This window comes from Streptomyces sp. NPDC052064 (assembly GCF_055585925.1).
The window spans coordinates 113,949-138,208 of sequence record NZ_JBVJJE010000009.1 but is presented as its reverse complement, the minus strand read 5'-3'; the positions used below and the strand labels follow the sequence as shown (position 1 = coordinate 138,208).

Here is a 24,260-nt window from a genome sequence, read left to right as displayed (position 1 = left end):
GGGCCTTTGACATCTACTTCTGGCATGAACGCGGGCGGCCAGAAGCTCCCCGCCCTCGACTCGGTCGGAGGCACGAGGCGGCGGCGTTGGGACAGGTCAGGCGCGCCGGGCCTGCCGGAACTCCTTGTTCAGTCGTTCGCCTTCCGCGCAGAGGAGACCGAGGTTCGTTCCCTCCTCGTCCATGGCGGAGCACGTGATGCAGGCGATGCAGTGGTCTGCCAGGTGCACGAAGGCGTCCGCCCACGGGGCATCGACGAATGACGGGTGGCCGTTGTCCGTCTCGCCTCACGCTCCATGGCCGAGCAGTGCTTTCCTGCGGCGATCAACCGCGCGACCGAGAGCGGACTGCACAACATCCCCGTCGAGTCCATCGGCACCGACCAGTAGCAGGCGAATGCGTGCTCCCTCTTCACGGCGTCCAGCCGCGGCACTCCCAGGTAGCTGCCGCGCCCAAGGCAGTCCACCTCCAGGGTCCGCCACGTTTCGGCAACCTGGTGCAGCGTCGCTGGCATGCGGGCAGGCACCAGCGCATAGAGCCGCGATAAGTGCGGATCACAGATGACCGGCCCACCGCCGAGGGCCTCCGCCAGGAAGGTGTCCAAGCAGTCCGCCTCGCTGCTTCCAGCCAGAGCGACTACCAAGCGGCTGGGGATCCGTACTGCCGAGAAAAGCGTGCCCAGCGGCATCATCGCCACGTGGTGCTGTTCCCATTTCCAGCCGGGCCCGGCGCCGGAGCGGGGCCGGCAGGGTCGACAAGAGCCAGTGTTCCGAAGCCCGTGGGCGTTCCCCCGTGGGGTGCACGAGTACTCCGGATGCAGCCCCACCGGGCGCTGAGGCCCATTGGCTGTCGTCGCAGGTCATGCTCACGCCTCCCCGGTCGCATGTGGTCCGCCTCATACACGGGACCCTAGGGAGGTGTGATCACGCCGACCCGAGCTGACAGTTCGGGCGAACCACAGGCTCGGCGGCCTACACGAGGCCGATGCGCACCGCCAGTTGCTCGGCCTGCCGCGCGTGCATGGCTCGGCCTCGGCGGATCACCGTCAGCACCAACTGCCGCGCGAGCGGCGTCCGGGCCAGGTCCTGCGGGGCGATCGCCTCCAAGCCGAGGAGGGCGAGCAGCGCGGCGGCGGTGTCCCGGCGCTGGCTGTGGCAGGCCGCCACCTCCAGACCGAACGTGAACTCGCGCTCCAGCGAAGGCAGCCCGCTCGTGTCGATGGCGTCCGCGGTATGCAGGGCCTCGCTGGTCTCGCCCGCTTCCATCTCGATGCTCAAGGCGTGCAGCGCCATGTTCGTCGGACCGAACACCGTCCAGCCGATGTTGCTCGCGTCGGGAACAGCGCGCGCCACGGGCGCCACATGCCGGGCGAGCCGCTCTCTCGCTGCCCACCATTGGCGTCGTCGCGCGGCCCCCACCACGGCGACCAACTGCAGGGCGCCCCCCCGACCGTGGCTCGGCTGGAGTGGCCGTCCGGCCCTACGGGGCGCCCTGGTCGCTGATTGAAATGCGCGGAACGCGTCGCTGTTTACGGAGCTGCCGACGGGGTGTCCTACGGGCCCGACGGCGGGAAACTCGGCTGCGGGAGGGACGCGTGAGCAAACAGCGGGCCCGGATATGGGTCGGTATCGACGCAGGAAAGGGCCATCACTGGGCCGCAGTGGTCGACGAGACCGGTGCGACCCTGTGGTCGAAGAAGATCGAGAATGACGAGTCGGCGATCCTGACCGCGCTCGGCGAGATCCTGGACCTGGCCGACGAGGTGCACTGGGCCTTGGACACCTCCAGCAGATCCTCCGCCCTGCTGCTGGCGCTGCCGGCAGCCCACGGGCAGCAGGCTGTCTACGTGCCCGGCCGGACGGTCAACCGCATGGCCGGCGCCTACCGGGGCGAGGCCAAGACGGATGCCCGCGACGCCTACGTCATCGCCGAAACCGCCCGCCACCGACGGGGACTTCGCCACTCTCGACGTGCCTGCCCAGCTGGCCGCCGACCTCGCGCTCCTGACCGCCCACCGCACCGACCTGATCACCGACCGGGTGCGAACGGTCAACCGGCTCCGAGACGTGCTCACCGGCATGTTCCCCGCCCGGGAGCGGGCCTTCGACTACTCAGCCCGAAAGGGCGCACTGGTACTGCTGACCGGCTACCAGACCCCGGCCGCTCCCCGCCGGCGCGGCCTGGCCCGCCTGACGGCCTGGCTGGTCAATCGAGGTGTCCGCGACGCGGACAGCATGGCCGCCACAGCCGTGAAAGCGGCCCAGGCCCAGCAGACCGCACTGCCCGGCGAAGACGCCGCTGCACAGATCGTCGCCGACCTGGCTACGCAGATTCTGGCCCTGGACGACCGGATCAAGCGCATCGACCGGCAGATCCGCGACACCTTCCGCACCCACCCACAGGCCGAGATCATCGAGTCCCTGCCCGGCATGGGCCCCGTTCTCGGAGCCGAATTCGTCGTCGCCGCAGGCGACATGACCGCCTACGCCGACGCCGGCTCACCTGGCCTCAGCCGCCGGACTGGTCCCCGTCCCCCCGCGATTCCGGCCGCCGCACCGGCAACCTGCACCGCCCCAAGCGCTACAGCCGCCGCCTGCGCAAGTCTTCTACCTCTCCGCGCAGACCAGCATCATCCGCGACGGCCCCAACCGTGAGTACTACCTCAAGAAACGCGGCGAGGGCTGCAAACACGTCCAGGCCGTCATCGCCCTCGCACGACGCCGCACCAGTGTGCTGTGGGCCCTCCTGCGCGACAACCGAGCCTTCACCCCCACCCCGCCTACGCAGACGGCCTGACTCAACTCGACGTCACAGACTCGGCAACGTGGTTGAGGCCGGTGGGAGTGCACGAGACACACGCGCGCCTGATCGGTCGGCGTGCCCGCCGTCGTGGCTGGCTTTCGTCGGCTGAGGCACAGACGATCTCCTCGACGAGGCACCGGCAGAGGGCACCCACGGCCTTGACTCGGTCATTGAAACTCCACCGACCGCATGGCCCTGCTCACGCCCCATACCCGCGCCTCGTCGGGTGAGACCGTACGCGATCTCCGTTACTTGTCCGCCCGGTAGAGCTTGATGTCCTTGTTTACGAAGAGGTGCACGTATCCGCACCGCCAGCAGATCAGGCCGGTGGCGCTCTCGTCGGCCCAGGCCAACTTCATGAACTCCATGCCGGTGCTGTTGAGCAAGACACTCCGTTCTCGGAACACGTCTCCCTTACAGACCTGGCAGGTGAGCCAGTCTTCCCCCAGTGCTGCACGTACCGGCTTCGCCATCGGATGAACGCCCCTGCCCTTGCCGTGTGGTCGAGACGAGACTACGGGGCAGTGCGCGCCGCTCACAGGCCGTGTGAGCGCACAGTCAGGTCATGCGCACGGGTCTCGTGTCTGTAAGCACTTGTTTTGGCTCCAGTGCACGGATCTGTTTTGGCTCCATGGGCAGGCTGAAGGGGAGTGAGGCGGTGCGATTCACGCCCCTGTAGCAAGGTGTTTTGGCTCCACTTCGACCGAGTGGTTCCGCTGGCCTTGAGCAGATCGCAGACCTGTCCTCCGGCCCACTCGCGAACAGTGGTGCCTCAGTTCTCGATCAGGCCGCCGACCGGGACAGGAGCGACGTGGCCGGTCGCTGGAACGGTCTGTGCTAGGTCGAGGCCGACATCGACTAGCGATGACCGGCGCAGGCAAGCGACATCGGGGATCGGAGTCCAGACAGACTCGGCGATATCGCCGTTCGGCTCAGGCCGCAGTTGGCCGCTGGTGATACGGACCCGGTAGAAGGTGCCGACATTCTGGTGCTCGATTCCCCCACGCGCGGCGACCGCTGGGATCACTCTCGAGTCCACGCCCAGCAGGCGTTCAACCACCGCGTCGCAACCGGTCTCCTCGGCGACCTCCCGGATCACCGCATCGAACGGATCCTCCCCGTGCTCGACCCGACCGCCCGGAAGGGTCCAGATGCTCTCACCCGTCGGTTGTACGCAACGGGCGAGCAGCACACGCCCGTCCTCGACGCACACGGCATACGCCGCCAGCCGGAAACTCATCCCCCACACCCCTGTCCAACGTCCAAGATCCGCGCATCACTATGAGCGCAGAGTGGAGCCAGATCAACTTCTTACGCCCTGGAGCCACTTTCATTCCGTGCCGTGGAGCCCAAAGAAGTGCTTACAAACAGGTCTCGCCATCCAGCGGCCGTAGTACGGCAGAGGAGCACACGTGCCCTTTGCGTGCCCGATCGAGCAGCGACCGGCGGGGAGCAACGGGGAACCTCAGCGAGCCTCTCGAAAACGCGCAGGTCAGCGTTTCGGCAGGTCAGCCCCGATCCGGTTACGCGATCTTCCAAACTGGTGCTCCAGGATGTGGCTCATGGTTTCGCGCTGCGTGTCCTGCACGACGTGCGTGTACACGTCCATCGTGATGCCGATCTGCGAGGGCCCGAGGGCCTCCATCACGACGCGGGGCGCGACTCCGGCCGCCGTGAGGAGAGTGGCGGTGTCGTGCCGGGCATCGTGCAGCCGGATCGCACGGAGGCCGGCGGACTGGGCGACGCGGGTGAACGAGCGGTAGGGGTTGCGCGGCTCGACCGGCCACACAGTGCGGGTGGCGAAGCGGACCGATCGCCGGGCTTCGTTATCCCGACGGATCGGCACCGTCCGGCGCGGACCCGCGGTTGAGTCCTCCGCATCGTCCGGCCCGGGCTCGGTGGCGGTGTGCTCGGCGGCGGCGCGAGGGCCGCCGCCTGCGCGTTGCGCGCGGTACAAAGGCCGGCTGCAACCTCGGCGATCGCCAGATCCGCTCCGGGCAGCAGGCTCGTGTACCTGTCGACCGTTCCTGGGTGGGCAAAGCGGCGACTTTCCAGGAGGTCACCAGAAGGTCCGCTCGATGGCCTGCCCCGTTGGGCGATCCTGGGCAGTTCACGCTGACGGGTGTTCGCCGCGGTGGACGACCGTGATGAGGGGATCGGGGCCTGGTGTCTCGAGTTCGTCGACCACGGCGACGGCCAGGTCCTCGGCGCTGATCCAGGATTGGCCGTCGGCGCTGATGAGCAAGGTGTCGCTGCCGCGCCGATAGCGGCCGGTCCGTTCGCCGGGTTCGAGCAGGGCCGGTGGACTCAGGTAGACGCAATCGGCATCGGCATGGGACTGGCAGGTTCGCAGCTGAGCGATTCCGGCGGCGGCGACGGCCTTGATTTCGGCGGGCACGTACGCCGGGTTGTCGGCGACCAGCAGATCGCGGTCACCGGGGCTGCGCAATGCGCCGGCGCCGCCGACCACGAGGACGCGGATCCCGAGTTGTGCGGCGATGTCCAGCACCGTACGGGTAGCGCCGACCAGGAACTCCTCGTCGACCGGCGTGGTCCGCACGGTCAGTACGACGGCGTCCGCAGCGCCGTGGGAGGCGGAGCCTGCCAGCGCCTCGCGTATGGCGTGTGAGTCGTTCGCGTCGACCGCGATCGGCGTCACGTTCGGGTTCCTCGGGTTCCTCGGGTTCTCACTCGCGGGTGTCCGGGACAGGGCGATCACTTGGTGTCCGCGTGCGCCGGCCTCGTTGACCACTCGGCTGCCGACCATCCCGGTGGCGCCCAGTACGGCGATCGTCATGCCTGAGTTCATCGGATCCGTCCTTCTCGTATGTGATCGTCGCGCATCTGGTCTTCTCGGATTTGGGCTTCTCGGATTTGGGCTTCTCGGATTTGGGCTTCTCGGATTTGGGCTTCTGCCAGCCTGCGGCGCGCCACGCGGCCCGACAGGTTCGGGGCATTGAGCTGCGCCGCGAGCAACGCGGCAAGGGCGAGGACGAAGCCAGAGGTCTGCGGCAGGCTCAGTGACTCGCCCAGCGCGATGCCGATGACGGCCGCGACCAGCGGGGACAGCAGCACCAGCGGTGCGGACGCGCCGACCGGCAGCTTTCCGATACCGCGGAACCACAGCGTGGACGCGATCAGCCCACCCACGCTGCCGAGCCACAGGTATCCGCAGGCGGCTCCGGTGTCGATGCGCGGCGGCGCCCCCTCGATCGCGAGGACGAGCGGGAGCAAGAGCAGGCCGCCCGCCGTCAGTTGCCAACCGGTCAGGGTCAGTGGACCGACACCCGCGGGAAGGCCCCACCGCTTGGTGAGGACGATGCCGACGGCCATGGCTGCCGTACCACCGAGGCCGGCGACGACCCCGACGGCGTCCAGCCGGGCCTGCGGCCCCAGTACGACGAGTCCGACACCGATCGCGCCGAGCACACCCCAGGTCAATCGCCAGGCCGTCGGCCGGTCGTGGAGCAGCGCGACGGCCAACCCGGCGACCATCAGCGGCTGGGTGGCACCGAGAGTGGCGGCGACACCGCCAGGGAGTCGCTCGGCCGCCACGAACAAGAGGGGGTACAAGGCACCGATGTTGAGCGCGCCGAGGACGGTGGCCTTCCACCACCAATCCCCGCGCGGGAGCACACGGGTGATGGCCAGCGCGAGCAGCCCGCCGGGCAGGGCGCGCAGCATCCCGGCGAACAGCGGATGCCCGGGCGGGAGCAGTTCCGTGGTGACGACGTACGTGGTGCCCCAGGACGCGGGGGCGAGTGCGGTCAGTGCGACGGTGGCCACCTGCTGCGCGTAAGGGGTTCGCGGCGAGTCCGGTGCCCGCTCGGTCGAGGTATGCATGTGATGAAGTCTCAGAACCAGCCCACCATGAGTCCAACACATGCTTGTCATCGCAGTCATGAACCAGAACGATGGCTGTGTGGATCTCCAGCAGATGCGCTACGTCGTCGCCGTGGCCGAAACCCGTAACTTCACCCGCGCCGCCGAGCGCTGCTTCGTGGTGCAGTCGTCGCTCAGTCACCGGATCGCCGGCCTGGAACGGGAACTCGGAGTCAAGCTGTTCGCCCGGTCCAGCCGCCGTGTCGAACTGACCTCTGCGGGAGCGGCGTTCGTCGCCGGCGCACGCGAGTGCCTGGCCGCCGCCGACCGCGCGGCTGCCGACGCCGCCGCCGCTACCGGCGTGGTACGCGGGCGACTCGCCGTCGGCGTGATCGTGACGACGGCTGCCGTCGACGTACCGGAGCTGCTGCAGCGGTACCGCGCCCAGCACCCGTCCGTCCACATCGCCCTCCGTTCCGGACGCAGCGATGAACTGGCGGCGGCGGTCCGGAACGGCGACCTGGACATCGCCTTCCTCGGCATGCCGGAGAGCGAACGGCCTTCCGGTGTGGAGTGCGTTGTTCTCGCTCACGACGAGCACGTGCTGGTGGTGTCGGCCGGGCACCGACTGGCGGGCGTTTCCCAGGTCACGCTGCGGGAGATCGCCGAAGAGACGTTCGTGGACTTCGTGAGCGGGACGCCCGCACGGGCCCAGTCCGATCAGGCGTTCGCCGCCGCAGGCCTGGTCCGCGACGTCGCGTACGAAGCCGGCGTCGTGGAGCTGATCACCCGGCTGATCGCCCGCGGGCTCGGCATCGCGCTGCTGCCGTCGGCTTTCATCCGGCCGCGGGCCGCCGACGACCCCGAACTGGCGCTGGTCCCGGTGGCCGACGGACCGCATCGCGTCGAGTACCTGGTGTGGAGCCGCTTCAACCCCAGCCCTGCCACCCGAGCGATGCTCGACATCCTCGGGGTCGGGCCGCCGTCAACGGTGTCCTGACCCGCAACGGTTTCATCACGGGTGGCAGTCAACTTCTCGCGTCTGCCGTCGTTGATGAGGAACCAAGGCCCCGACCGGCGTGAGCCGGAACAGCCCACATGTCTGCCCACGGACCCGGCGATGCTTTCCGGCACGGGGCCGCCCACACCGGGCGGCCCCGTCGGTCCCGGCAGCCGTACAACACGCAGGCCACCGTGCGGGTCAGCGGCCCAGAACGCGATCACCCAGTACGCGCGCAGGGGCGCGTCCGGCCGCAAGCTGACGTCAGATCGGGGTCAGCCGTACGACGCCGAGGGGCCGTTGAGCCGCGTCATGTCGCGTCCCGTACCGTGCCGGTGATCTCCGGCCCCTTGACCTCCTTGTCGCCGTCGGCCGTGCCCAGCCGCAACAGAAGGGACTCGACCGGCTCGGTCACCCGGTCGGCGATGGTGGGCACCTTCACGTCGACGCTCCGGCTGCCCGCGGGAATCTCGAACGACAGACGAGGTTCGTCCGGCATCCGCGACAGCGCCCGCTGCGGACTGGGTGAGACGTCGAAGTTCTCCTTCAGCCACGAGGGGGAGACATCCTTGGTGGACAGCTCGGCGCCACGGCGGACGGGCCGGATCCACAGATCTCCGTACAGGGTTTCGTCGGCTGCCGCGGACAGGCTGATCCGCCAGACCAGTTGCTTGCCCTCGGTGACGCGGTCGGCGACCGGTGTCACCCGCATGGTGGGCCTGGGGTCGTCGTTCTCCACGATGATCTTGCCGCGATGGGAGCCGACCACCGCGCCGTGGACCGACTTGACGAACACCGGACGGTCGACCCCGTCCTCGTAGCGGTTGTCGCCCTTCACCGTCATCCGTACGTTGACGGGGGCGCCTGGGCGGACCGTCACCGTGCGCACGACCGGGTACTTGTGTCCCGGCTCGTCCACGAACACCCGGACCTGGCCGCTGCCCTTGCCGGAGACCGTCACCGGCACCTGATAGGTGCGCGTGCCGGGGCCGCCCTCCTTGACGGTCGTACGGCCGACGTCCACGCGGGCCAGCTGAGCCGGCTTGACGGCGGGGGTGCCGGGGCGCCAGCCCCAGGCGTCCATCAGCCACGCCTTTCCGGACGAGGTGCGGGGGGTGAGGTGGAGGGTCTTGACGTGTGCCAGGTCGAGTCCGGCCCTGGCCGCGGCAGACAGCGGTACGCGGACTTCGCGCGCCCAGTACGAGGACGTCAGGCCGGTGCCGGGCATGCCGTCGACGCGGACGCGGCCGAGAGTGGCCCGCTTGCCGGATGCGTCGGAGAGTGACACGTCCAGCCGGGTGCCGGTGGTGTTGGGCGGCACGATCACCCGCAGGGTCAGCGCCTTGGCGCCGGACAGGGAGACCGGGCGAGCGGGGCTGAGCCGGGTGGCGGCGCCGGACTTGGCCCAGCGCATGGCCAGCGCGGAGCGGCCGGGCTCCTTCTGCGTCTCCCAGAGGGCGAAGTGCGGCGAGGCCTGCTGGAGGCGGGACGGCAGGCAGGAGGCGGCCGGATCCGTGTCCACCTGGGCGCACAGTCTGCCGCCGTCGACCGTGGCGGAGGTGTCCGGCAGGAAGGCTCCGCTGCGCCCGGCGCCGACGGCGTGCGTGAAGATCCGGGCGGACCCGGCGGAGGCGGCGCGCACGCCGGAGCCGTCGATCAGCGGGCGGGCCCGATCGTCCCGGCCGATGAACAGCCGGGCCGCGGCGGCGATATAGGTCGATCCCGCCTTCTGCTGCTGCTTGGCGGTCAGTCGGGCCTTGGCGCCCTTCGAGCACAACCGGTCGTCGTGGTCGCCGGAGTAGGTGACGTCGTCCTCGGCGGGGGCCGCGGCCTGGCCGGGAGTCCACTCGGTGTTGAAGTAGTTGTGGTTCGCGCCGACCATGTAGACCGCGCTGTGCAGGGCCGTGCCGCGGCTGACACCACGCGTGCCGTCGACGTACGCCTCGCCCTGCAGATTGGGCATGTCGCCGTCGCAGCCCGGCAGGATCGTCATGGACGGCACGTCGGGGACGGGGTTCTGGGCCAGGGCGGAGGGGGCTACCAGGACGGTGCCGCGAATCGACCAGCGGACGCGGCCCCGGTAGCCGTCCTGCGCGGCTGGCGGCGGGTACAGGCTGTCCAGAGTGGCCTGATTGACGGCCTCACCGCCTCGCGAGTGCCCCACCAGCAGCACACGTCCCAGGTCGGCTCGGGGCGCCTTGCGCACGGCCGCCGGTGCCTTGGACGGGTCGGCGGCCCAGTCCGCCCAGTGCCCCAGGTGCAGCCGTATCAGGGACGACCGGAACGCTGCGCCGCCGTCCGCCCTCATCACGTCCTGGGCGTTGATGCCGTTGGCCGAGACCGACACCGTCACATAGCCCTGGGAAGCCAGCAGCTTCTGGTCGTGCAGGTGACCGCGGTAACTCGGTACCGGCTTCTGGCCGGTGCCGCACGGCCACTCCGCGGTCCGCGTTCCTTCCGCGTCGAAGCAGGTGTCATGGCGTCCGTGCAGGAACAGCGCCAACGGCCGGCGGCCCGTGGCACCGGCCGGCGCCACGACCACGGCCTTCATCTCCACCCGTGTGTCCAGCCCCGGCAGGCGCACCGACGGCAGGGAGTACTCGCCCTGGACGGTACGGAACGTGCCGGCGACACCGGGATCGATCTTGTGCACAGGGTTCACAGGCAGGGTTCCCGTCAGAGGCGACGGGGTCGAAGGGCCTTGGAGGTCGCGTCCGCGCCCGGCGTCCGTTCCCTCCGCGTCCAGCCGCCGTCCCGCGGCCTCGACCCGCAGATCCCGCGCCTGCCCGAGACGTACCCCGTCCAGCGGAAGCCGGAAGATGCGCCCGTCCGCGGCAGCCGCAGGATGCCCCAGGAGCCGGTCCCCGCTGCGGAACTCGATCCGGGCATCGCCCATCGGCACCCGGTCGGGTGAGCGCCACTCCAGCTTCTCCGTCCCGCCCGAGCCGGTGATCCTCCAGCCGTCGGGAAGGTGCGGTGAGGCGTCGGCGGACGGCCTCTGGAGCTCCGGGTCGGGGGAGGCCTGCACTGTGCCCGGCCATCCCCACGCCACCGCGAAGGCCGCCGCCACAGCGGCCATCACGCGCGGGATACGCATCACGTCTTGTTTCTCCTTGTCGTCGGATGTGCGGTCGGATTCCATGCCGGACGGAGCTGGACAGCATTGCTCCCGGGCGCTCTCGGCCACCGGTGCCCGGTGGACGGGCGGCGGTGGGCGGTGCGGCTCGCACCGGGGAACGGCTGTTGCCACGGCGGACCGGCCCCGTTCACGGGCCGCTCCGGGCCACGCGACTACTCAGGTGCGGGGGGACCGAGGAGAGGGAGAAGCGAGAGAATCGGGGTGTGACTGAGCATGGGACCAGAACCTGAGCAGCGGGCTTACCGACTGTCACCGAGGGGACGATCATCGAGGTCGGATGCGTTTTTCAGCGACCCCGGGGGTCACTCTGAAAAAACTTGGTCCCCGCTCCTCGACCTTCACCCCGGCCGTAGCGCCACATAGATGCCGACCGCCCCACCCCGCCCAACACCCGAGCGGGGCCGCAGGCACAACCGCCTGCGGCCCCGCCATGGCCGAGGGACCTCGCGCAGGCGTGGGGCGCGTCACTTCATGGGATCGCCTGTCGGCGTGGGTCAGTTCGTCACGCGGAAGGTGGCGTCGCTGCGGGCCGTCGTGGTGGTGATCGGGTCGAGGCGGAGTTCGTAGGCGTAGTGGCGGATGTACCGGTCGGGGTGGCTGTACGACTGGAAGGACGACCATGTCGAGTCGGCGAGGCCGGCGACCTGGCGGAAGGTGGCGTCCGCGGCGAACCGGGTGGTGCCGTCGTTGTAGGCCAGCTGGAAGTCGTATCCGGCGTGCCGCAGGAAGTGGCCGGGGAAGTTGACCGACTCGAAGGAGACGGTGCCCGAGCCCGCCAGGCCGGGCCGCAGTCGGAACTGGGCGTCCGGGCCGGTGACGTTCTGGTCGATGCGCACGTCGAAGTTCGCGTGCCGCACGTACCGGTCCTGGAAGTTGAACGACTGGAGCCGCTTGGCCGGGGTGTTGGCCCAGCGTGCGAGCACGCGGCTCTCCTCGGCGGCCGTCAGGTTGAGGATCGCACCGTGGCGCTTCTTCGTCCCGCCCAGGTTGTAGCTTCCCGACGCCGGGAGCCGGTAGGTGCCGGCGGCGGAGGGGTTGGTCGTCGTGACCGGCATGTAGCCGCGTCCGGAGGCGTACTGGTCGAGGTACAGGGTCCACTCGTTGCGGTCCCTGAACTTCATCCACATCGGGCCTTCGACCTGGGAGCCGGTCAGTCCGATGCCGGAGAGGTTGCCGAGGTTGGTCCACGTACCGAGGATCGAGTTGCTGCCTTCGAGCGTGATCTGGCCGTCGCCGGAGGCCCGTACGTAACGGAAGTCGCCGACGCCGGGCGGCACCTCGACGATCTGGGTGTCGATGATGTTCTGGGTGCCGGGGCGGTCGATGTAGAGCTGCGGGGTGGTGATGGCGCGGAAGTCGGTGGTGCGGGCGTAGTAGATGCGGTGCTTGAGCACGCCGCCCCGGGTCGCGTTCGTCGCCCAGTACAGGACGTAGTCGTTGGTCTCGGGGTTCCAGATCGCTTCCGGCGCCCAGGCGTTGCGCCCGTCGGGGATCGTGCCGGCGACGTTGAGCAGCCACGGCTGCGACCAGGTGACCAGGTCCGTGGACTCCCACACCACGAGGTTGCGGCTGGCGTTGTTCACGGCCTGGTCCCACGACTGTCCGCAGCCGATGCACAGGTCGGTCGCGATGATCCAGTACTTGTCACCGCCGGGGGCTCTGACCAGTGCGGGGTCGCGCACCCCACGGGTTCCCACCGTGGAACGCAGGGTCATCCCGCCGCCGTTGAGGTCACTCCAGTTCAGGCCGTCCGTGCTGTGCGAGAAGTAGATCTGCTGACCGGTCGCCCCCTCCCCGATGAAGTGCGTCATCAGGTAGCCCGGGTCGGCGGCGGCGGCCCGCTGAGGTGTGGTCAGGGCCTGGCCTGTGAAGAGGAGGCAGGCGGCGAGCAATATCGCCGACAGCCTGGAGAGAAGCGCGCGCATGTGCATTTCCCCGTCTTTCTCTGACTTTCCGTTGCCCCCGTGGTCGCCGCGCCGACGGCGCCGGCTCACTTGCCGCTGTTGCGGCTCTCAGCAGTGCCCGTCAGGTCTTCCGGCGTGCCGTCATGGTGCGCTGGATCAGGATGAAGACGCACAGCAGCACACCGGTGGCGATCTTCGTCCACCAGGAGCTGAGCGTGCCCTCGAACGTGATGACGCTCTTGATCAGACCGAGCACCAGCACACCGAAGAGTGTGCCCAGCACATAACCGGAACCTCCGGTCAGCAGGGTGCCTCCGATGACCACCGCGGCGATGGCGTCGAGTTCCATACCGACGGCGTGCAGCGGGTCGCCCGACTGGATGTACAGCATGAACAGCAGACCGGCCAGGGCCGAGCAGAAGCCGCTCACGGTGTACACGGCGATCTTCGTTCCGCCCAGCGGAAGGCCCATGAGCAGCGCCGACTGCTCGTTGCCGCCGATGGCGTACACACGGCGTCCGAAGCGGGTGTAGTGGAGGACGTAGCAGGCCACACCGAGGACGACCAGGGCCACGACGGCGCCGATCGACAGTTCACCCGCGCCCAGCGACACCCGCGTCTGGGCCAGGCTGCTCACCGAGGAGTCGCTGATGGAGATCGACTCCTTGCTGATGACCAGGCACAGTCCGCGGAAGAGGAAGAGCCCGGCGAGGGTGACGATGAACGGCTGGATCTCGAAGTTGTGGATCACGTAGCCCATCAGGAAGCCGCCGAAGGCGCCCACGGCCAGCGCGAGGGGGATCACCAGCACCAGCGGCAGCCCCTGACGTTCCACCAGCCATGCCGTGAGCATGGTGGTGAAGCCGATCAGTGAGCCCACGGACAGGTCGATGCCGCCGGACATGATGACGAAGGTGGCACCGATGGCGGCCACCAGCAGATAGCCGTTGTCGATGAACAGGTTGAGGAACACCTGGGGTTCGGCGAACCCGTAGTTCTGGTACCGGCTGAGGCCGCCGATGTACATGGCGATGAACAGGGCGGCCGTGACCAGGACGGGCAGGCGCCTGTCGCCGAGCAGACGCGTGGCGCGGGAGGCGGTGCCGCTCGGAGCCGCCTTGGGGGTCTGGGCGGTCGCGCTCATCGCGACACCTCCATCTTCGGGGCGGCGTCGGCCGCCGGAGCGGGCTCCACCGGGGCGGCGTCCCGGCGCGGAGCCCTCAGGCCCTTCGCGCCGAAGATCTTGGCCCGGAACTTCGGGGACTGCAGCAGGCAGACGACGATGACGACAGCGGCCTTGAAGACCAGATTGGTCTGGGTCGGCACGCCGATGGTGTAGATCGTGGTGGTCAGGGTCTGGATGACGAGGGCGCCGATCACCGTGCCGCCGATGGAGAACCGGCCGCCGAGCAGCGAGGTGCCGCCGATCACCACGGCGAGGATCGCGTCGAGTTCGATCCACAGACCGGCGTTGTTTCCGTCCGCGGCCGAGGTGTTGGAGCTGATCATCAGCCCCGCGATCCCCGCGCACAGCCCGCAGAACATGTAGACCATGATCTTGATGCGCGTGGATCGGATGCCGACCAGGCGGCTGGCCTCGGCGTTGCCGCCGACCGACTCGACCAGCAGGCCGAGCGCCGTGCGCCGGGTCAGCGCCACGGTGACGGCCACGACCGCGGCCACGATGAAGAGGGAGAAGGGCAGTGTCAGCCAGTAGCCGCCGCCGATCAGCTTGTACGGGTCGCTGTTGACGGTGATGATCTGGCCGTCGGTGATCAACTGGGCGACACCGCGCCCGGCGACCATGATGATCAGGGTGCCGATGATCGGCTGGATGCCCCTCCCGGCGACCAGGAAGCCGTTCCACAGGCCGCAGACGACCGCGGCGAGCAGGCCCAGGGCAACCGCGACGAGTACCCCGGAAACGGCGTTCTGGTCGGGCTGGTCGTTGATGTACCAGCACGCCAGGGCCCCGCTGATGGCGACCACGGCGCCGACCGAGAGGTCGATGCCGCCGGTGGCGATGACCAGGGTCATGCCGACCGCCACAAGGATCAGCGGTGAGCCGAACAGCACGATGGAGACGAGGCTGCCGTAGAGGTGGCCGTCCGCCATCCGGATCGAGAAGAAGCCGGGTGTGAAGGGGACGTTGACGAGCAGCAGCACGACCAGGACCGCGACCGGCCAGAACAGGTGGTGGCGCGTCACTGCCCGCCATCGGGTAGGGGTGGTCACTGGTGTTCTCCGCTCGCGATGGTCTCAAGGATCTTGCTGGTGGTGATCTCGGGCCCGTTGGTGAGCCGGGCCACCAGCCGGCGGTCGCGCAGCACTCCGATGGTGTGGCTGAGCCGGAGGACCTCCTCCAGTTCGGCCGCGATGTACAGCACGGACATGCCGTCCTCGGAGAGGGACACCACCAGTTTCTGGATCTCCGCCTTCGCGCCGACGTCGATGCCGCGCGTGGGCTCGTCCAGGATCAGCAGCTTCGGCTGGGTGATCAGCCAGCGGGCGAGCAGCACCTTCTGCTGGTTGCCGCCGCTGAGCCGGCCCACCCGGGCCTCCGGGTCGGCGGGGCGGATGTCCAGCGCCCGGATGTACTTGGCGACGAGTTCGTCGCGCTGGGAGGCCGGTATGGGCCGGGTCCAGCCGCGGGCCGCCTGGAGGGCGAGGATGATGTTCTCGCGCACGGTCAGATCGGGGACCAGCCCCTCGGTCTTGCGGTTCTCCGAGCAGAACGCGACCCCGGCGCCGATGGCGTCGTTCGGGGCGTTCATCGGGACGTGCCTGCCGCCGATGGACACCTTGCCGGTATCCGGCTGGTCGGCGCCGAACAGCAGCCGGGCGAGCTCGGTGCGGCCGGATCCCAGCAGGCCGGCGAGTCCGAGCACCTCCCCCTTCTTGATCTCCAGGTCGAAGGGGGCGATCCCGCCGCCGCGGCCGAGCCCCTCGGCCTCGACCAGCGTCTCGCCGACGTCGGAGCGCAGCTGGTGCTCGTGCAGCTCCTCGAGCTGATCCAGGGCCTTGCCGATCATCAGCTCGATCAGTCCGACCTGGTCGAGGTCACGGACCATGTGCTCGCCGACCAGGGTGCCGTTGCGCAGGATGGTCATCCGGTCGCAGACCTCGTAGATCTGGTCGAGGAAGTGCGACACGAACAGGATCGCGACGCCCTCGTCCCTCAGCTGCCGCATCAGACGGAAGAGTTCGAGGACCTCGTCGCGGTCGAGGCTGGAGGTCGGCTCGTCGAGGACCAGCACCTTGGTGCCGGATCCCTCGCCGTCACTGTCCCCGGTGCCCACCGACCGTACGATCGCGACCAGTTGCTGCACGGCCAGCGGGTACGAGGACAGCGGCGCGGTGACGTCGATGTCGAGCCCGAGCCGGTCGACCAGCTCCGCCGCCTCCTTGCGCATCCGCTTCCACTGGATGCGGCCCGCGCGGGTGGGTTCGCGTCCGATGAAGATGTTCTCCGCCACCGACAGGTTGGGGCAGAGGTTGACCTCCTGGTAGACGGTGCTGATGCCGGCCTGCTGCGCCTGCAGGGGGCTGCCGAACCGTACGGACTCGCCGTCGAGGGTGACCGTGCCGCCGTCCAGGGTGTAGACGCCCGTCAGCACCTTGATCAGTGTGGACTTTCCGGCGCCGTTCTCGCCCATCAGGGCGTGGATCTCGCCCGGGAAGAGCCGGAAGTCGACACCCGACAGAGCCCTTACCCCCGGAAATTCCTTGACTATGCCCGCCATCTCCAGGACGGGCCGCGGCTCTGCCATGGCAGCGCTCCTCATGCAAAGGGTTCAGGTCCGCAGGGAGCCTCTCGACCGAGGGATCTCGGTCGGCCGGAGGCCCCCTGCCGGTGGGGGCGGTCGGTCAGTACTTGCGAGTGGGGAGCGCGGCCTTGGCCTGGTCCTGCGTGAAGTCGCTCTCCTTGGTCTTGATCCACCGCTCGACCTTCTCGCCGTCGCGGACCTTCTTCACGACCTCCATCAGCTGGGGACCGAGCAGCGGGTTGCACTCGACAATGCCGTTGATCTTGCCTTCGGACATGGCGACGAAGCCGTCCTTCACGCCGTCGATCGAGACGATGAGGATGTCCTTGCCGGGCTTCTTGCCGGCCGCCTCGATGGCCTGGATGGCGCCGATGGCCATGTCGTCGTTGTGCGCGAAGAGCACGTTGATGTCCGGGTTGGACTGCAGGAAGGCCGCCATGACCTGCTTGCCGCCGGCGCGGGTGAAGTCACCGGTCTGGCTGATGACGATCTTCCAGTCGTCCTTGTGCTCCGCGTCCATGACCTCCTTGAAGCCCTTGGCACGCTCGATCGCCGGGGCGGCACCGGTGGTGCCCTCCAACTGCGCGATCTTCACCGCGCCCTTGTGGCCGGCCGTCTCCAGGACCTTCTCCAGCATGCGGGCGGCGCGCCGGCCCTCGTCCGTGAAGTCGGAGCCGACCAGGGTCACGTACAGGGACTGGTCGGACGTCTCCACGGAGCGGTCGGTGAGGACCACGGGGATCTTCGCGGCCTTGGCCTCCTTGAGCACCGCGTCCCAGCCGGTGACGACCACCGGCGAGAAGGCGATGACGTCGACCTTCTGCGCGATGTAGCTGCGGATCGCGGAGATCTGGTTCTCCTGCTTCTGCTGCGCGTCGGAGAACTTGAGGGTGTAGCCCGCCTCCTTCGCGGCCGACTTCACCGAATCGCTGTTGGCGGTCCGCCAGCCGCTCTCCGAGCCGACCTGGGAGAAGCCGAGGGTGATGGCCTTGCTGCCGCCACCGGCGGCGGCGGTGGCGCTGCCGTCGTCCTTGGCGCAGGCCGCGAGTCCGGTCGCAGCCGCCACACCGACCGCCGCGGTAAGGAAGTTTCTTCTGTTCAGCATGTTTCTTCTCTTTCGTAGAGCCGGCCCGGGGATTGGACTCGGTTGCGTGGGGTCGCTTCTGACATTCCGTCGGGAACTGGGGAAGCGTCGTCTGTTCTGCTGACCGGCCAACGTTCGAAGTGTCGAACATGCGTGGGCTGTCAGAGGGTCGTCGGGGCGGGGTGGGCTTTCCGGGGGATGGAGCGACCCGGAGGGAGGGGCGATGGCTCCGCTTCCCCACCGCGGAGAGGTCCTGGCGGATGGCGTTCAGCGGAGGGGCGAAGAACTCCGACCCCAGGACGCGGGGAACCCGGCCGCCGCGATGTCGTGGGCAGTGCGGACGCCGGCCTCGCCCAGCGTCCGCGACAGCCAACGCCTCATGGCCGTCGGCTGGTTAAGAGCGTGGGCAGACCCCGGCCCGCCCGCCGGAGCGGTTCCCGGCCCGGGCGGTGACCCGGTCCTCGGCCTCCAGCCACTTCCCGGAACCCGTGAGATGTCAGGTGACGCGGCAACCGGCCGCCGGGAGGTGCCAGGTGGCCGGCCGCGCACCCAGGCGCTGGTCCGCCATGGCGCCGGGGAGCCTCCGGGACGCGGCCACCGCCGACCGTCACCACCGGAAAGGTGGGCGGCCGCAGCAGGGGTTGCGCCATGACCGCACCTCCTTGGTGGCTGTCCTGCGGCAGGACTGGAACGGGTTGGCGACCTGCCAGAGAGGTGCGGCTGTGCGCCGGGTGTGCCACGGCTGTCCCCCTGAAGCGGTCGGTGCATGCGGAGGTCATAGTGAGCGCCTACCGTTCCAGCAGGTCAAGGGATTGGGCGAGAACGGGCCATCACGTTTGCGTAACGCGGGGTAGCGGACTGCCGCACGGTCGCCCGGCGCGGAATCGTCTTTTCGGCAGAGATATTGACGCTCGGCGGGCGTGGCCATATTTTCGGTCATTGAACGGCGGACCGAACCCTGCACGAAATTTCGGACGCACGCATGGCTTGGGGCGCGGTGCCCGCTGCAGACGACCGCCACCCGGGCCGGCGTCGCCGGCGGCGAACTCAGATTGCGAGGTCTCACTGCGGTTCGTGGCGAGCCGGTGGAGGCTCAGGCCGACGCCGTCTCTCTTGGCGCTCGGTGATGCGCTGGAGGGTGCGGAAGGCGTGCGCGACCGAGACGAGGGTGACGTGGTGGCGCCAATCCCTCCAGGTGCGGCCTTCGAAGTGGGCCCGGCCCGGGGCCCGCTTCATCTCGCGGTGGTCGGCTCAACCACCGGGGCGGGTGGACGGTAGGTGACGCCAGGCCGGGCTGCACCGGATGGAGCGTGGCACAGCGGGGGATCACGGGCAGAGCCCGAGGAGGCCTCGACGGGGTCGTTCGCCCTTGTCAGCACCGGAACCAGATCGGAATGATCGCAGCTTCCCGGACTGAGAGCGCGGGCTCGGCTCCCTCCTTCGAGGCGACCCAACCAGCGCCCCGGCAAGGGCTGTCGGACAGCAGATACGCAAGAGCCCACGCCTCGCCGGCCTGGCAGACTGCGGCCCATGAAGCAGTCTGCTCGCCTGCCTTTGACGCCGCGTCCCATGCCCCCGCTCCGCGGCGACGAGTCGATCGTCGGCGTCCCGGACACCACCGTGGTCGACTTCTGGCGGTTCGCCATGCCGGACCTCCGCATGAACAACACACGCGGTCTGTTCGCCGAGTTTCTGGTCCATCAGGCGGTCGGCTCCCACAAGCCTCGGGTGGAATGGGCAAGCCACGATGTCGAGACCGACGACGGACTGCGCATCGAGGTCAAGGCCGGCGCGTACCTGCAAGCCTGGGATCAACGAGCACCGTCCCAAATCCGCTTCAGTGGGCTCCGCGCTCGCACGTGGTCACCTGATGGCGGTTACTCAGAGGCGAAGTCGTACAACGCCGACGTCTACGTTTTCGCCGTCCAGACCGCTCGTGAACACGCTGTCTACAACCCGCTCGACACGGCCCAGTGGGAGTTCTACGTACTCCCGCACCCAGTGATCGCCACCCTGGACACGGACAGCGCCGGTTTGGGCGCGGTGCGCGCGGCGGCCGGTCCTCCAGTGCCCTTTTCCGCCCTCGGTGACTGCATCCGGTCGGCCGATCCCCGCCCCGGCACGACCGCCGACTGACGAGCGAAGCCCGTGCCGGATACAGGGGTCAGCCATGGTCCATACGGGTGCCTGGCGGACGCACCTGCGCGATGGCCCTCCGATCCGTGCCCGCATGGCGATGCGCGGCGCGGGAGGACAAAATGGGGTTAGCCGGATGAAACCACCCGATCAGCGGACACGGTGCGGGTAGGGACACAGGTGATCGCTCATGTGCCGATGGCTCGCTTACTCGGGAACACCCCTGCTGCTCGACACCATCCTCTACAAACCGGCCCACTCGCTGATCGATCAGAGCCTCCACTCCCGACTGGGTGTCGAGACGACGAACGGCGACGGTTTCGGCGTCGGGTGGTATCCGCAGGAAGACATCGACACCCCGGCCCTGCTCAGGGACATCGGCCCCGCCTGGAACAACCGCAACCTGAGGGAGATCGCGGATCATGTCCGCTCCCCGTTGTTCTTCGCCCACATACGGGCGTCGACCGGCACGGCGGTGCAGCAGACGAACTGCCACCCGTTCCGGCACGGGCGTTGGATGTGGATGCACAACGGTGCCATCACAGGCTTCCACCTCATGCGCCGCGAGTTGTCCCTGCTCGTCGCCCCTGAGCTGTACTCCGACATCGAAGGAACGACGGACTCGGAGATGATGTTCTACCTGGCGGTCACGTTCGGCCTGGACGAGGATCCGCCGGGCGCCGTGGCCCGGATGGTGGGAGTGGTGGAGCGCAGCGGCCGCGACCACGGTGTGGAGTTCCCGCTTCAGATGACGATCGCCGTGACCGACGGCGAACGCGTATGGGCCTTCCGCTACTCGAGCCAGGGCGCTTCCCGGTCGTTGTTCTACAGCACCCGTGTGGACACACTCCGCAAGCTGCACCCCGACATGGCGTTCCTGCGGGAAGTGTCCGACGCGACCCGCCTCATCGTGTCCGAGCCCCTCGGTGATCTGCCGGGTGCCTGGAACGAGGTGCCCGAGAGCAGCTACGGCGTCGTACACGCCGGAGCCGACGAGTTGCATCCCTTCGCCCCAGAACCGGCGTGACGCGCGCCGAACAGGGCGTGATGGTCGGCCCGAGGTCCCCGGCACGACTCAGGGCTTGGAAGGTGGAGGGGTCACTGGCGGCTGATCGCGCGGGATATTCCGGCGGTGACCGTGGTGGCCAGGATCCATCCGGCCGCGATCAGGCCGTATGCCAGCCATTGCCCGGTGCCTCGTGGTGCGAAGGCGCCTTCCTGGCCGAAGGTGATGATCGGCACCAGCAGATCGAGTGTGTAGAAGACGGCATTGAAATCCGGCGCCTTGCCGGCTTCGAGCGGAGCGGGGGGATGCAGGGCGAAGAACAGTGCGCCGCAGACGAGCAGGGCCATCAGCCAAAGACCTGCGCGGAGAGGCCGGTAGCCGTAGCCGACGGCGGTGTCCTGGACATGGCCCCAGGCCCGGGTGTGCAGGGAGAGGGTGGTGCGGCGGTGGCGTTGCTTGGCGAGGAGTACCGTGCGTGCTTCGTCCTCGTGCCCGAGCTTCCGGTAGACCGCTGCGAGTTGCTCGTACGGCTGCGGGAGATAGCCGCCGCTCGTGCGCCGGATCCATCGGACTCGCTCGGTGGCCGACAGGGAGAACGCGAGGGCGCCGTAGGTCGTCTCGGCCAGCCGGAGGTCGGCGGGCCAGGTGCCCGGGGCGTCGTACAGCGTCCCCAGGCGGGCGTTGCGTGCGTCCACCAGGCCGTCGATCGGGAGCTGGGTGCGCAGGTCGGTCTCCCGGGCCTGGGCCGCACGCAGAGACAGGGCGGTGCCGCTGGGGTGGGTCAGTGTGGCGTCGCGGAAGCTGAGTTCCGTACCGACACGCGTGCCGTCGAGTGTGATGCCGCCGTCGACGGTGAGGCCGCGGCCGAGGTCGAAGTTACGGCTGACCGTGACATCGACCGCTTCCAGGGCGACGTCGCCGGCGTTGCTCAGCCGGGCCCCGCAGAAGCCGATGGCCGCCCCGACCGTGGCACCGGAGAGGATGATCCGCCCCTCGGCGCTGAACCCCGGGTGGAAGGTGAAGTCCTCGGTGATCTGGACATGATAGGCATCCAGGGCGTGACCGCCGGGGTTGCGCAGCGAAGCGCCTTCCAGATCGAACTCGTCGTCGATGGACGCTCCGGACAGCCGGAAACGACCCTCGACAGCCAGATCGGTACACAGCGCATCGCCGCCGACGTTGGCGTGGGCGGCGGATATCGCCTCGCCGTCGGGAAACGTGATCACAGTGTCTCGCAGGTCCAGATCACCGTGGATCTGGGTGCGGGTCAGGACGAGGGGTCCCGTCATGTGGCAGCGGGAGAGCACCAGCCGAGCGTCGATCTGGGCCGTGTCGGCGACGAGGCCGGGCAGGCCGCAGCCGGCCATGACCAACTCGCGGGTCCGGGCGCCCTGCAACAGGGGTGCTTCGTCGAAGCGGCAGTCGGTCAGGACGACCGGCACGGAGATCTCGGTGAACCGCAGATCCAGGCGGCCTGTGATGCGTGCACCGGTCAGGCGCAGTGCGGGGCGGTCACCCGGAGTGTGATCGACGCCGACGCCCAGCAGCAGCGCCGCGACGACGTCGGCCCGGACCACCGCTTCGGCCGATGCCCGGTCGTCCAGGACGTCGACGGTGCGTCCTTGGGGGAAGGAGTCCCACAACCGCCGTTCGTGAGCGTGGAGTTCTTCGAGGCGCACGGCCGACGATCTTCCTGGTACGACGACGTATCGGACAAGCCCTTTCGAAGTCCCGGTTGTGGCGACCGGCACGGGACGAGCCGTTACTCGAACAGGTGCCGTTGCTCCCGGCTCCGTGCCACCTTGTGGTCGAGGTCTTGCAGGGGGCCCTCCGCCACCCAGGTGGTCTGGGCGAAGGAGGGTGCTCTCTCGTGGATGCCGGCCCTGAGGCTCGGGTGGCCGTAGTCCCAGGTCAGCCCCTGTGGATTGCGAACTTGGACGAGGCGGAGCTCGCTGACGCGATGTCGGTCCATTTCATGCGGGTCTGCGCGCCCAACAAGTCGGTCGGGAACAGGAATACGGGGCGCCCGAACGCGTCACGCACGACCCGCTCGGTCACGTCACCGATGCAGGAGTGGGACGAGAACCTCCAACTCGTGACCAGCTGCCGAGGGCATCGTCAGGGCTTGACGGCGTGCAGGACCCGCAGGCCGCGGGGGCCCGTTTCGTCGTGGCGGATGTCGAGGCCGGCCGTGCGGCACTGGCCCGTCAACCAATGGGGAGCCAGGCGGAGTTTGGGGTAGCTGCTGGCCTCCAGGTGCCAGGCGCCGTCTTGGCGGGTGTGCAGCAGGTCGTGGACCAGGACCGTGTCCTGGTCGAGGTATTCAAGGAAGCAGGTGAGGATCCGGTCGTCGGTGCCGCGGACGGGGATGAAACGGTCCGGGCCGTGGAGTTCGCGTGTCAGGTCGCGGTAGCTGGCGACGAAACTCCCGCCCGGGCGCAGCGCCCTGGCGACGTCTGTGATCAGCTTCCGCACGTCCGCCCGGCCGGGCAGGTGCGGCAGGGTGTCGCCCATGCACACGACGGCCGCGACCGAGTCCGCGGCGGTGAGGCGGGGCAGGACACCGCGGATGTCCTCACGGACTGGATGGACCGTCTGCGCGACCCCGGAGCGCCTGGCATGTTCCATGAGTTCGTCCAGGAGTACGGCACTGGAGTCGACCGCCGTCACCGATGCGAAGCCGAGGCGGGCGAGGGCCAGGGTCTGCGGACCGGGGCCGCAGCCGAGGTCGACGGCAGCGGCTTCCTCTTCCGGGCGGGCAGCCAGTCCCAGCCCGTGGAGGAGTTCTGCTTGTGCCGCTGACACCGTCTCGATGTCCCCACCGAGCATCCAGGTGTAGTGCTCGGCGAGCAGGCGGTCGTAATGGTCGGCAGCGGTGGCCATGGACGTTCCTTCGGCAGCGGCGGTCACGCATGTTCCTTTCGCGAGGTTGGTGGCACAGGCTCGTCAACAGTCAGTCCCGCAAGGCCAGCGCGGCGCCCAGGCCCAGCAGTCCCACGCCCGACATTCCGGCGATGCCCTGACGGAGACCGGGGCGGCGCAGCAGCGCTTCGAAGCGGGCGAGGAGCAGGAGCACCAGCACGTACCAGAGCAGAGCGAGGAACCAGAACAGCCCGGCGAGCACGGTGTGCTCCGCGGCGGGAGCCAGGCCCGGCAGGGTGAACTGGGGGAAGAGTGACAGGTAGAAGGCCGCCACCTTCGGGTTCAGAAGGTTGCTGACCAGCCCCTGCCGGAAGGAGACGCGTGCGCCGCGCGCTGCGGCAGGAGCATGGCGGTGCGCCCCGGCATCCGAGACACCGTTTCGGCGCAGGCGGACGAAGTCGGCCAGGGCCTGTACGCCGAGGTAGGCGAGATACACGGCCCCCACGACGCGCAGGGCCGCATAGCCGATTTCCGAGGCAGTCAGCAGCGCCGTCAGACCGGCCACCGCGGCGGCCGCCAGCACCGCGTTCCCCAGCATGATTCCCGCCGCGGTGGCGATGCCCGCGCGCCGCCCCGAGCGGGCCGTATTGGCCAGCAACAGGGCCAGATCGGGGCCGGGCACCACGATGATGACCAGGGACACGGCAACAAAACCGGTTAACTCAGACACTTGGTTCCCC

Annotated in this window: 21 protein-coding genes and 2 pseudogenes; 5 read left to right on the top strand and 18 right to left on the bottom strand. The window is 69.0% G+C overall.

Going from position 1 to position 24,260, the window contains the following annotated elements; all coding sequences use genetic code 11:
• Positions 1-96 precede the first annotated feature (96 nt).
• On the bottom strand, positions 97-228 hold the full coding sequence (locus ACZ6TU_RS24815; RefSeq protein WP_469551076.1) for a hypothetical protein: 132 nt from the start codon (positions 226-228) through the stop codon (positions 97-99).
• Positions 229-264: 36 nt separating this feature from the next.
• Here ACZ6TU_RS24815 and ACZ6TU_RS24810 point away from each other — a divergent pair, with 36 nt between their 5' ends.
• Positions 265-387, top strand: coding sequence for a hypothetical protein (locus ACZ6TU_RS24810; protein WP_469551073.1), 123 nt, complete (start codon positions 265-267; stop codon positions 385-387).
• 582 nt (positions 388-969) lie between these two features.
• Here ACZ6TU_RS24810 and ACZ6TU_RS24805 read toward each other — a convergent pair.
• A complete protein-coding gene (locus ACZ6TU_RS24805) occupies positions 970-1,350 on the bottom strand; it encodes a hypothetical protein (RefSeq protein ID WP_469551070.1) in 381 nt (126 codons plus the stop codon).
• Positions 1,351-1,592: 242 nt separating this feature from the next.
• Here ACZ6TU_RS24805 and ACZ6TU_RS24800 point away from each other — a divergent pair.
• Positions 1,593-2,794 (top strand): annotated as a pseudogene (locus ACZ6TU_RS24800) (IS110 family RNA-guided transposase).
• A 254-nt stretch (positions 2,795-3,048) separates the two neighbouring features.
• Here the strand turns inward: ACZ6TU_RS24800 and ACZ6TU_RS24795 are convergent.
• The 5 genes from ACZ6TU_RS24795 to ACZ6TU_RS24775 all read right to left on the bottom strand — a co-directional run bounded on the left by ACZ6TU_RS24795 (position 3,049) and on the right by ACZ6TU_RS24775 (position 6,643).
• Complete coding sequence (locus ACZ6TU_RS24795) at positions 3,049-3,186, bottom strand: hypothetical protein (protein WP_467673068.1); 138 nt, start codon at positions 3,184-3,186, stop codon at positions 3,049-3,051.
• Between the two features lie 386 nt (positions 3,187-3,572).
• Positions 3,573-4,040 (bottom strand): NUDIX hydrolase, encoded by a 468-nt coding sequence (locus tag ACZ6TU_RS24790; protein ID WP_467673066.1) that lies wholly within the window; start codon positions 4,038-4,040, stop codon positions 3,573-3,575.
• 252 nt (positions 4,041-4,292) lie between these two features.
• A complete protein-coding gene (locus ACZ6TU_RS24785; RefSeq protein ID WP_469551066.1) occupies positions 4,293-4,757 on the bottom strand; it encodes a tyrosine-type recombinase/integrase in 465 nt (154 codons plus the stop codon).
• Between the two features lie 153 nt (positions 4,758-4,910).
• Positions 4,911-5,609 (bottom strand): NAD(P)-dependent oxidoreductase, encoded by a 699-nt coding sequence (locus ACZ6TU_RS24780; protein ID WP_469551063.1) that lies wholly within the window; start codon positions 5,607-5,609, stop codon positions 4,911-4,913.
• A complete protein-coding gene (locus ACZ6TU_RS24775; protein ID WP_469551061.1) occupies positions 5,606-6,643 on the bottom strand; it encodes an EamA family transporter in 1,038 nt (345 codons plus the stop codon). The genes ACZ6TU_RS24780 and ACZ6TU_RS24775 overlap by 4 nt, the downstream gene beginning before the upstream one ends.
• Before the next feature lie 79 nt (positions 6,644-6,722).
• Between ACZ6TU_RS24775 and ACZ6TU_RS24770 the strand changes: the two genes are divergently transcribed.
• Positions 6,723-7,622 (top strand): LysR family transcriptional regulator, encoded by a 900-nt coding sequence (locus ACZ6TU_RS24770; RefSeq protein ID WP_467673523.1) that lies wholly within the window; start codon positions 6,723-6,725, stop codon positions 7,620-7,622.
• Positions 7,623-7,932: 310 nt separating this feature from the next.
• Here ACZ6TU_RS24770 and ACZ6TU_RS24765 read toward each other — a convergent pair whose 3' ends face one another.
• The 7 genes and pseudogenes from ACZ6TU_RS24765 to ACZ6TU_RS24735 form a co-directional block, all read right to left on the bottom strand.
• Complete coding sequence (locus ACZ6TU_RS24765) at positions 7,933-10,722, bottom strand: alpha/beta hydrolase (protein ID WP_469551059.1); 2,790 nt, start codon at positions 10,720-10,722, stop codon at positions 7,933-7,935.
• 533 nt (positions 10,723-11,255) lie between these two features.
• The gene (locus ACZ6TU_RS24760) at positions 11,256-12,686 is read right to left on the bottom strand and encodes a glycoside hydrolase family 43 protein (protein WP_469551056.1); all 1,431 of its coding nucleotides are present in this window, start codon (positions 12,684-12,686) and stop codon (positions 11,256-11,258) included.
• 100 nt (positions 12,687-12,786) lie between these two features.
• Positions 12,787-13,809 (bottom strand): galactofuranose ABC transporter, permease protein YjfF, encoded by a 1,023-nt coding sequence (yjfF, locus tag ACZ6TU_RS24755; RefSeq protein WP_467673056.1) that lies wholly within the window; start codon positions 13,807-13,809, stop codon positions 12,787-12,789.
• Positions 13,806-14,900, bottom strand: coding sequence for an ABC transporter permease (locus ACZ6TU_RS24750; protein ID WP_469551054.1), 1,095 nt, complete (start codon positions 14,898-14,900; stop codon positions 13,806-13,808). Before ACZ6TU_RS24750 ends, yjfF begins: the two co-directional genes overlap by 4 nt.
• A complete protein-coding gene (locus tag ACZ6TU_RS24745) occupies positions 14,897-16,435 on the bottom strand; it encodes a sugar ABC transporter ATP-binding protein (RefSeq protein ID WP_467673052.1) in 1,539 nt (512 codons plus the stop codon). The genes ACZ6TU_RS24750 and ACZ6TU_RS24745 overlap by 4 nt, the downstream gene beginning before the upstream one ends.
• A 97-nt stretch (positions 16,436-16,532) precedes the next feature.
• Complete coding sequence (locus tag ACZ6TU_RS24740) at positions 16,533-17,537, bottom strand: ABC transporter substrate-binding protein (RefSeq protein ID WP_467673050.1); 1,005 nt, start codon at positions 17,535-17,537, stop codon at positions 16,533-16,535.
• Positions 17,538-18,609: 1,072 nt separating this feature from the next.
• Positions 18,610-18,764, bottom strand: a pseudogene (locus ACZ6TU_RS24735) (IS701 family transposase); the annotation flags it as partial.
• A gap of 282 nt (positions 18,765-19,046) precedes the next feature.
• Between ACZ6TU_RS24735 and ACZ6TU_RS24730 the strand changes: the two are divergent.
• Complete coding sequence (locus tag ACZ6TU_RS24730) at positions 19,047-19,652, top strand: hypothetical protein (protein WP_467673048.1); 606 nt, start codon at positions 19,047-19,049, stop codon at positions 19,650-19,652.
• A gap of 190 nt (positions 19,653-19,842) precedes the next feature.
• On the top strand, positions 19,843-20,679 hold the full coding sequence (locus tag ACZ6TU_RS24725) for a class II glutamine amidotransferase (protein WP_469551049.1): 837 nt from the start codon (positions 19,843-19,845) through the stop codon (positions 20,677-20,679).
• Positions 20,680-20,750: 71 nt separating this feature from the next.
• Here the strand turns inward: ACZ6TU_RS24725 and ACZ6TU_RS24720 are convergent, their stop codons facing one another.
• The 4 genes from ACZ6TU_RS24720 to ACZ6TU_RS24705 form a co-directional block, all read right to left on the bottom strand.
• The gene (locus tag ACZ6TU_RS24720) at positions 20,751-22,337 is read right to left on the bottom strand and encodes an oxidoreductase (RefSeq protein WP_469551046.1); all 1,587 of its coding nucleotides are present in this window, start codon (positions 22,335-22,337) and stop codon (positions 20,751-20,753) included.
• 83 nt (positions 22,338-22,420) lie between these two features.
• Positions 22,421-22,630 carry a hypothetical protein gene (locus ACZ6TU_RS24715; protein ID WP_469551043.1) on the bottom strand — a complete coding sequence of 70 codons (210 nt, stop codon included), beginning with the start codon at positions 22,628-22,630 and terminating at the stop codon, positions 22,421-22,423.
• 146 nt (positions 22,631-22,776) lie between these two features.
• Positions 22,777-23,541, bottom strand: coding sequence for a class I SAM-dependent methyltransferase (locus ACZ6TU_RS24710; RefSeq protein WP_469551040.1), 765 nt, complete (start codon positions 23,539-23,541; stop codon positions 22,777-22,779).
• A gap of 70 nt (positions 23,542-23,611) precedes the next feature.
• A complete protein-coding gene (locus ACZ6TU_RS24705; protein WP_467673038.1) occupies positions 23,612-24,250 on the bottom strand; it encodes a LysE family translocator in 639 nt (212 codons plus the stop codon).
• Positions 24,251-24,260: the final 10 nt, after the last annotated feature.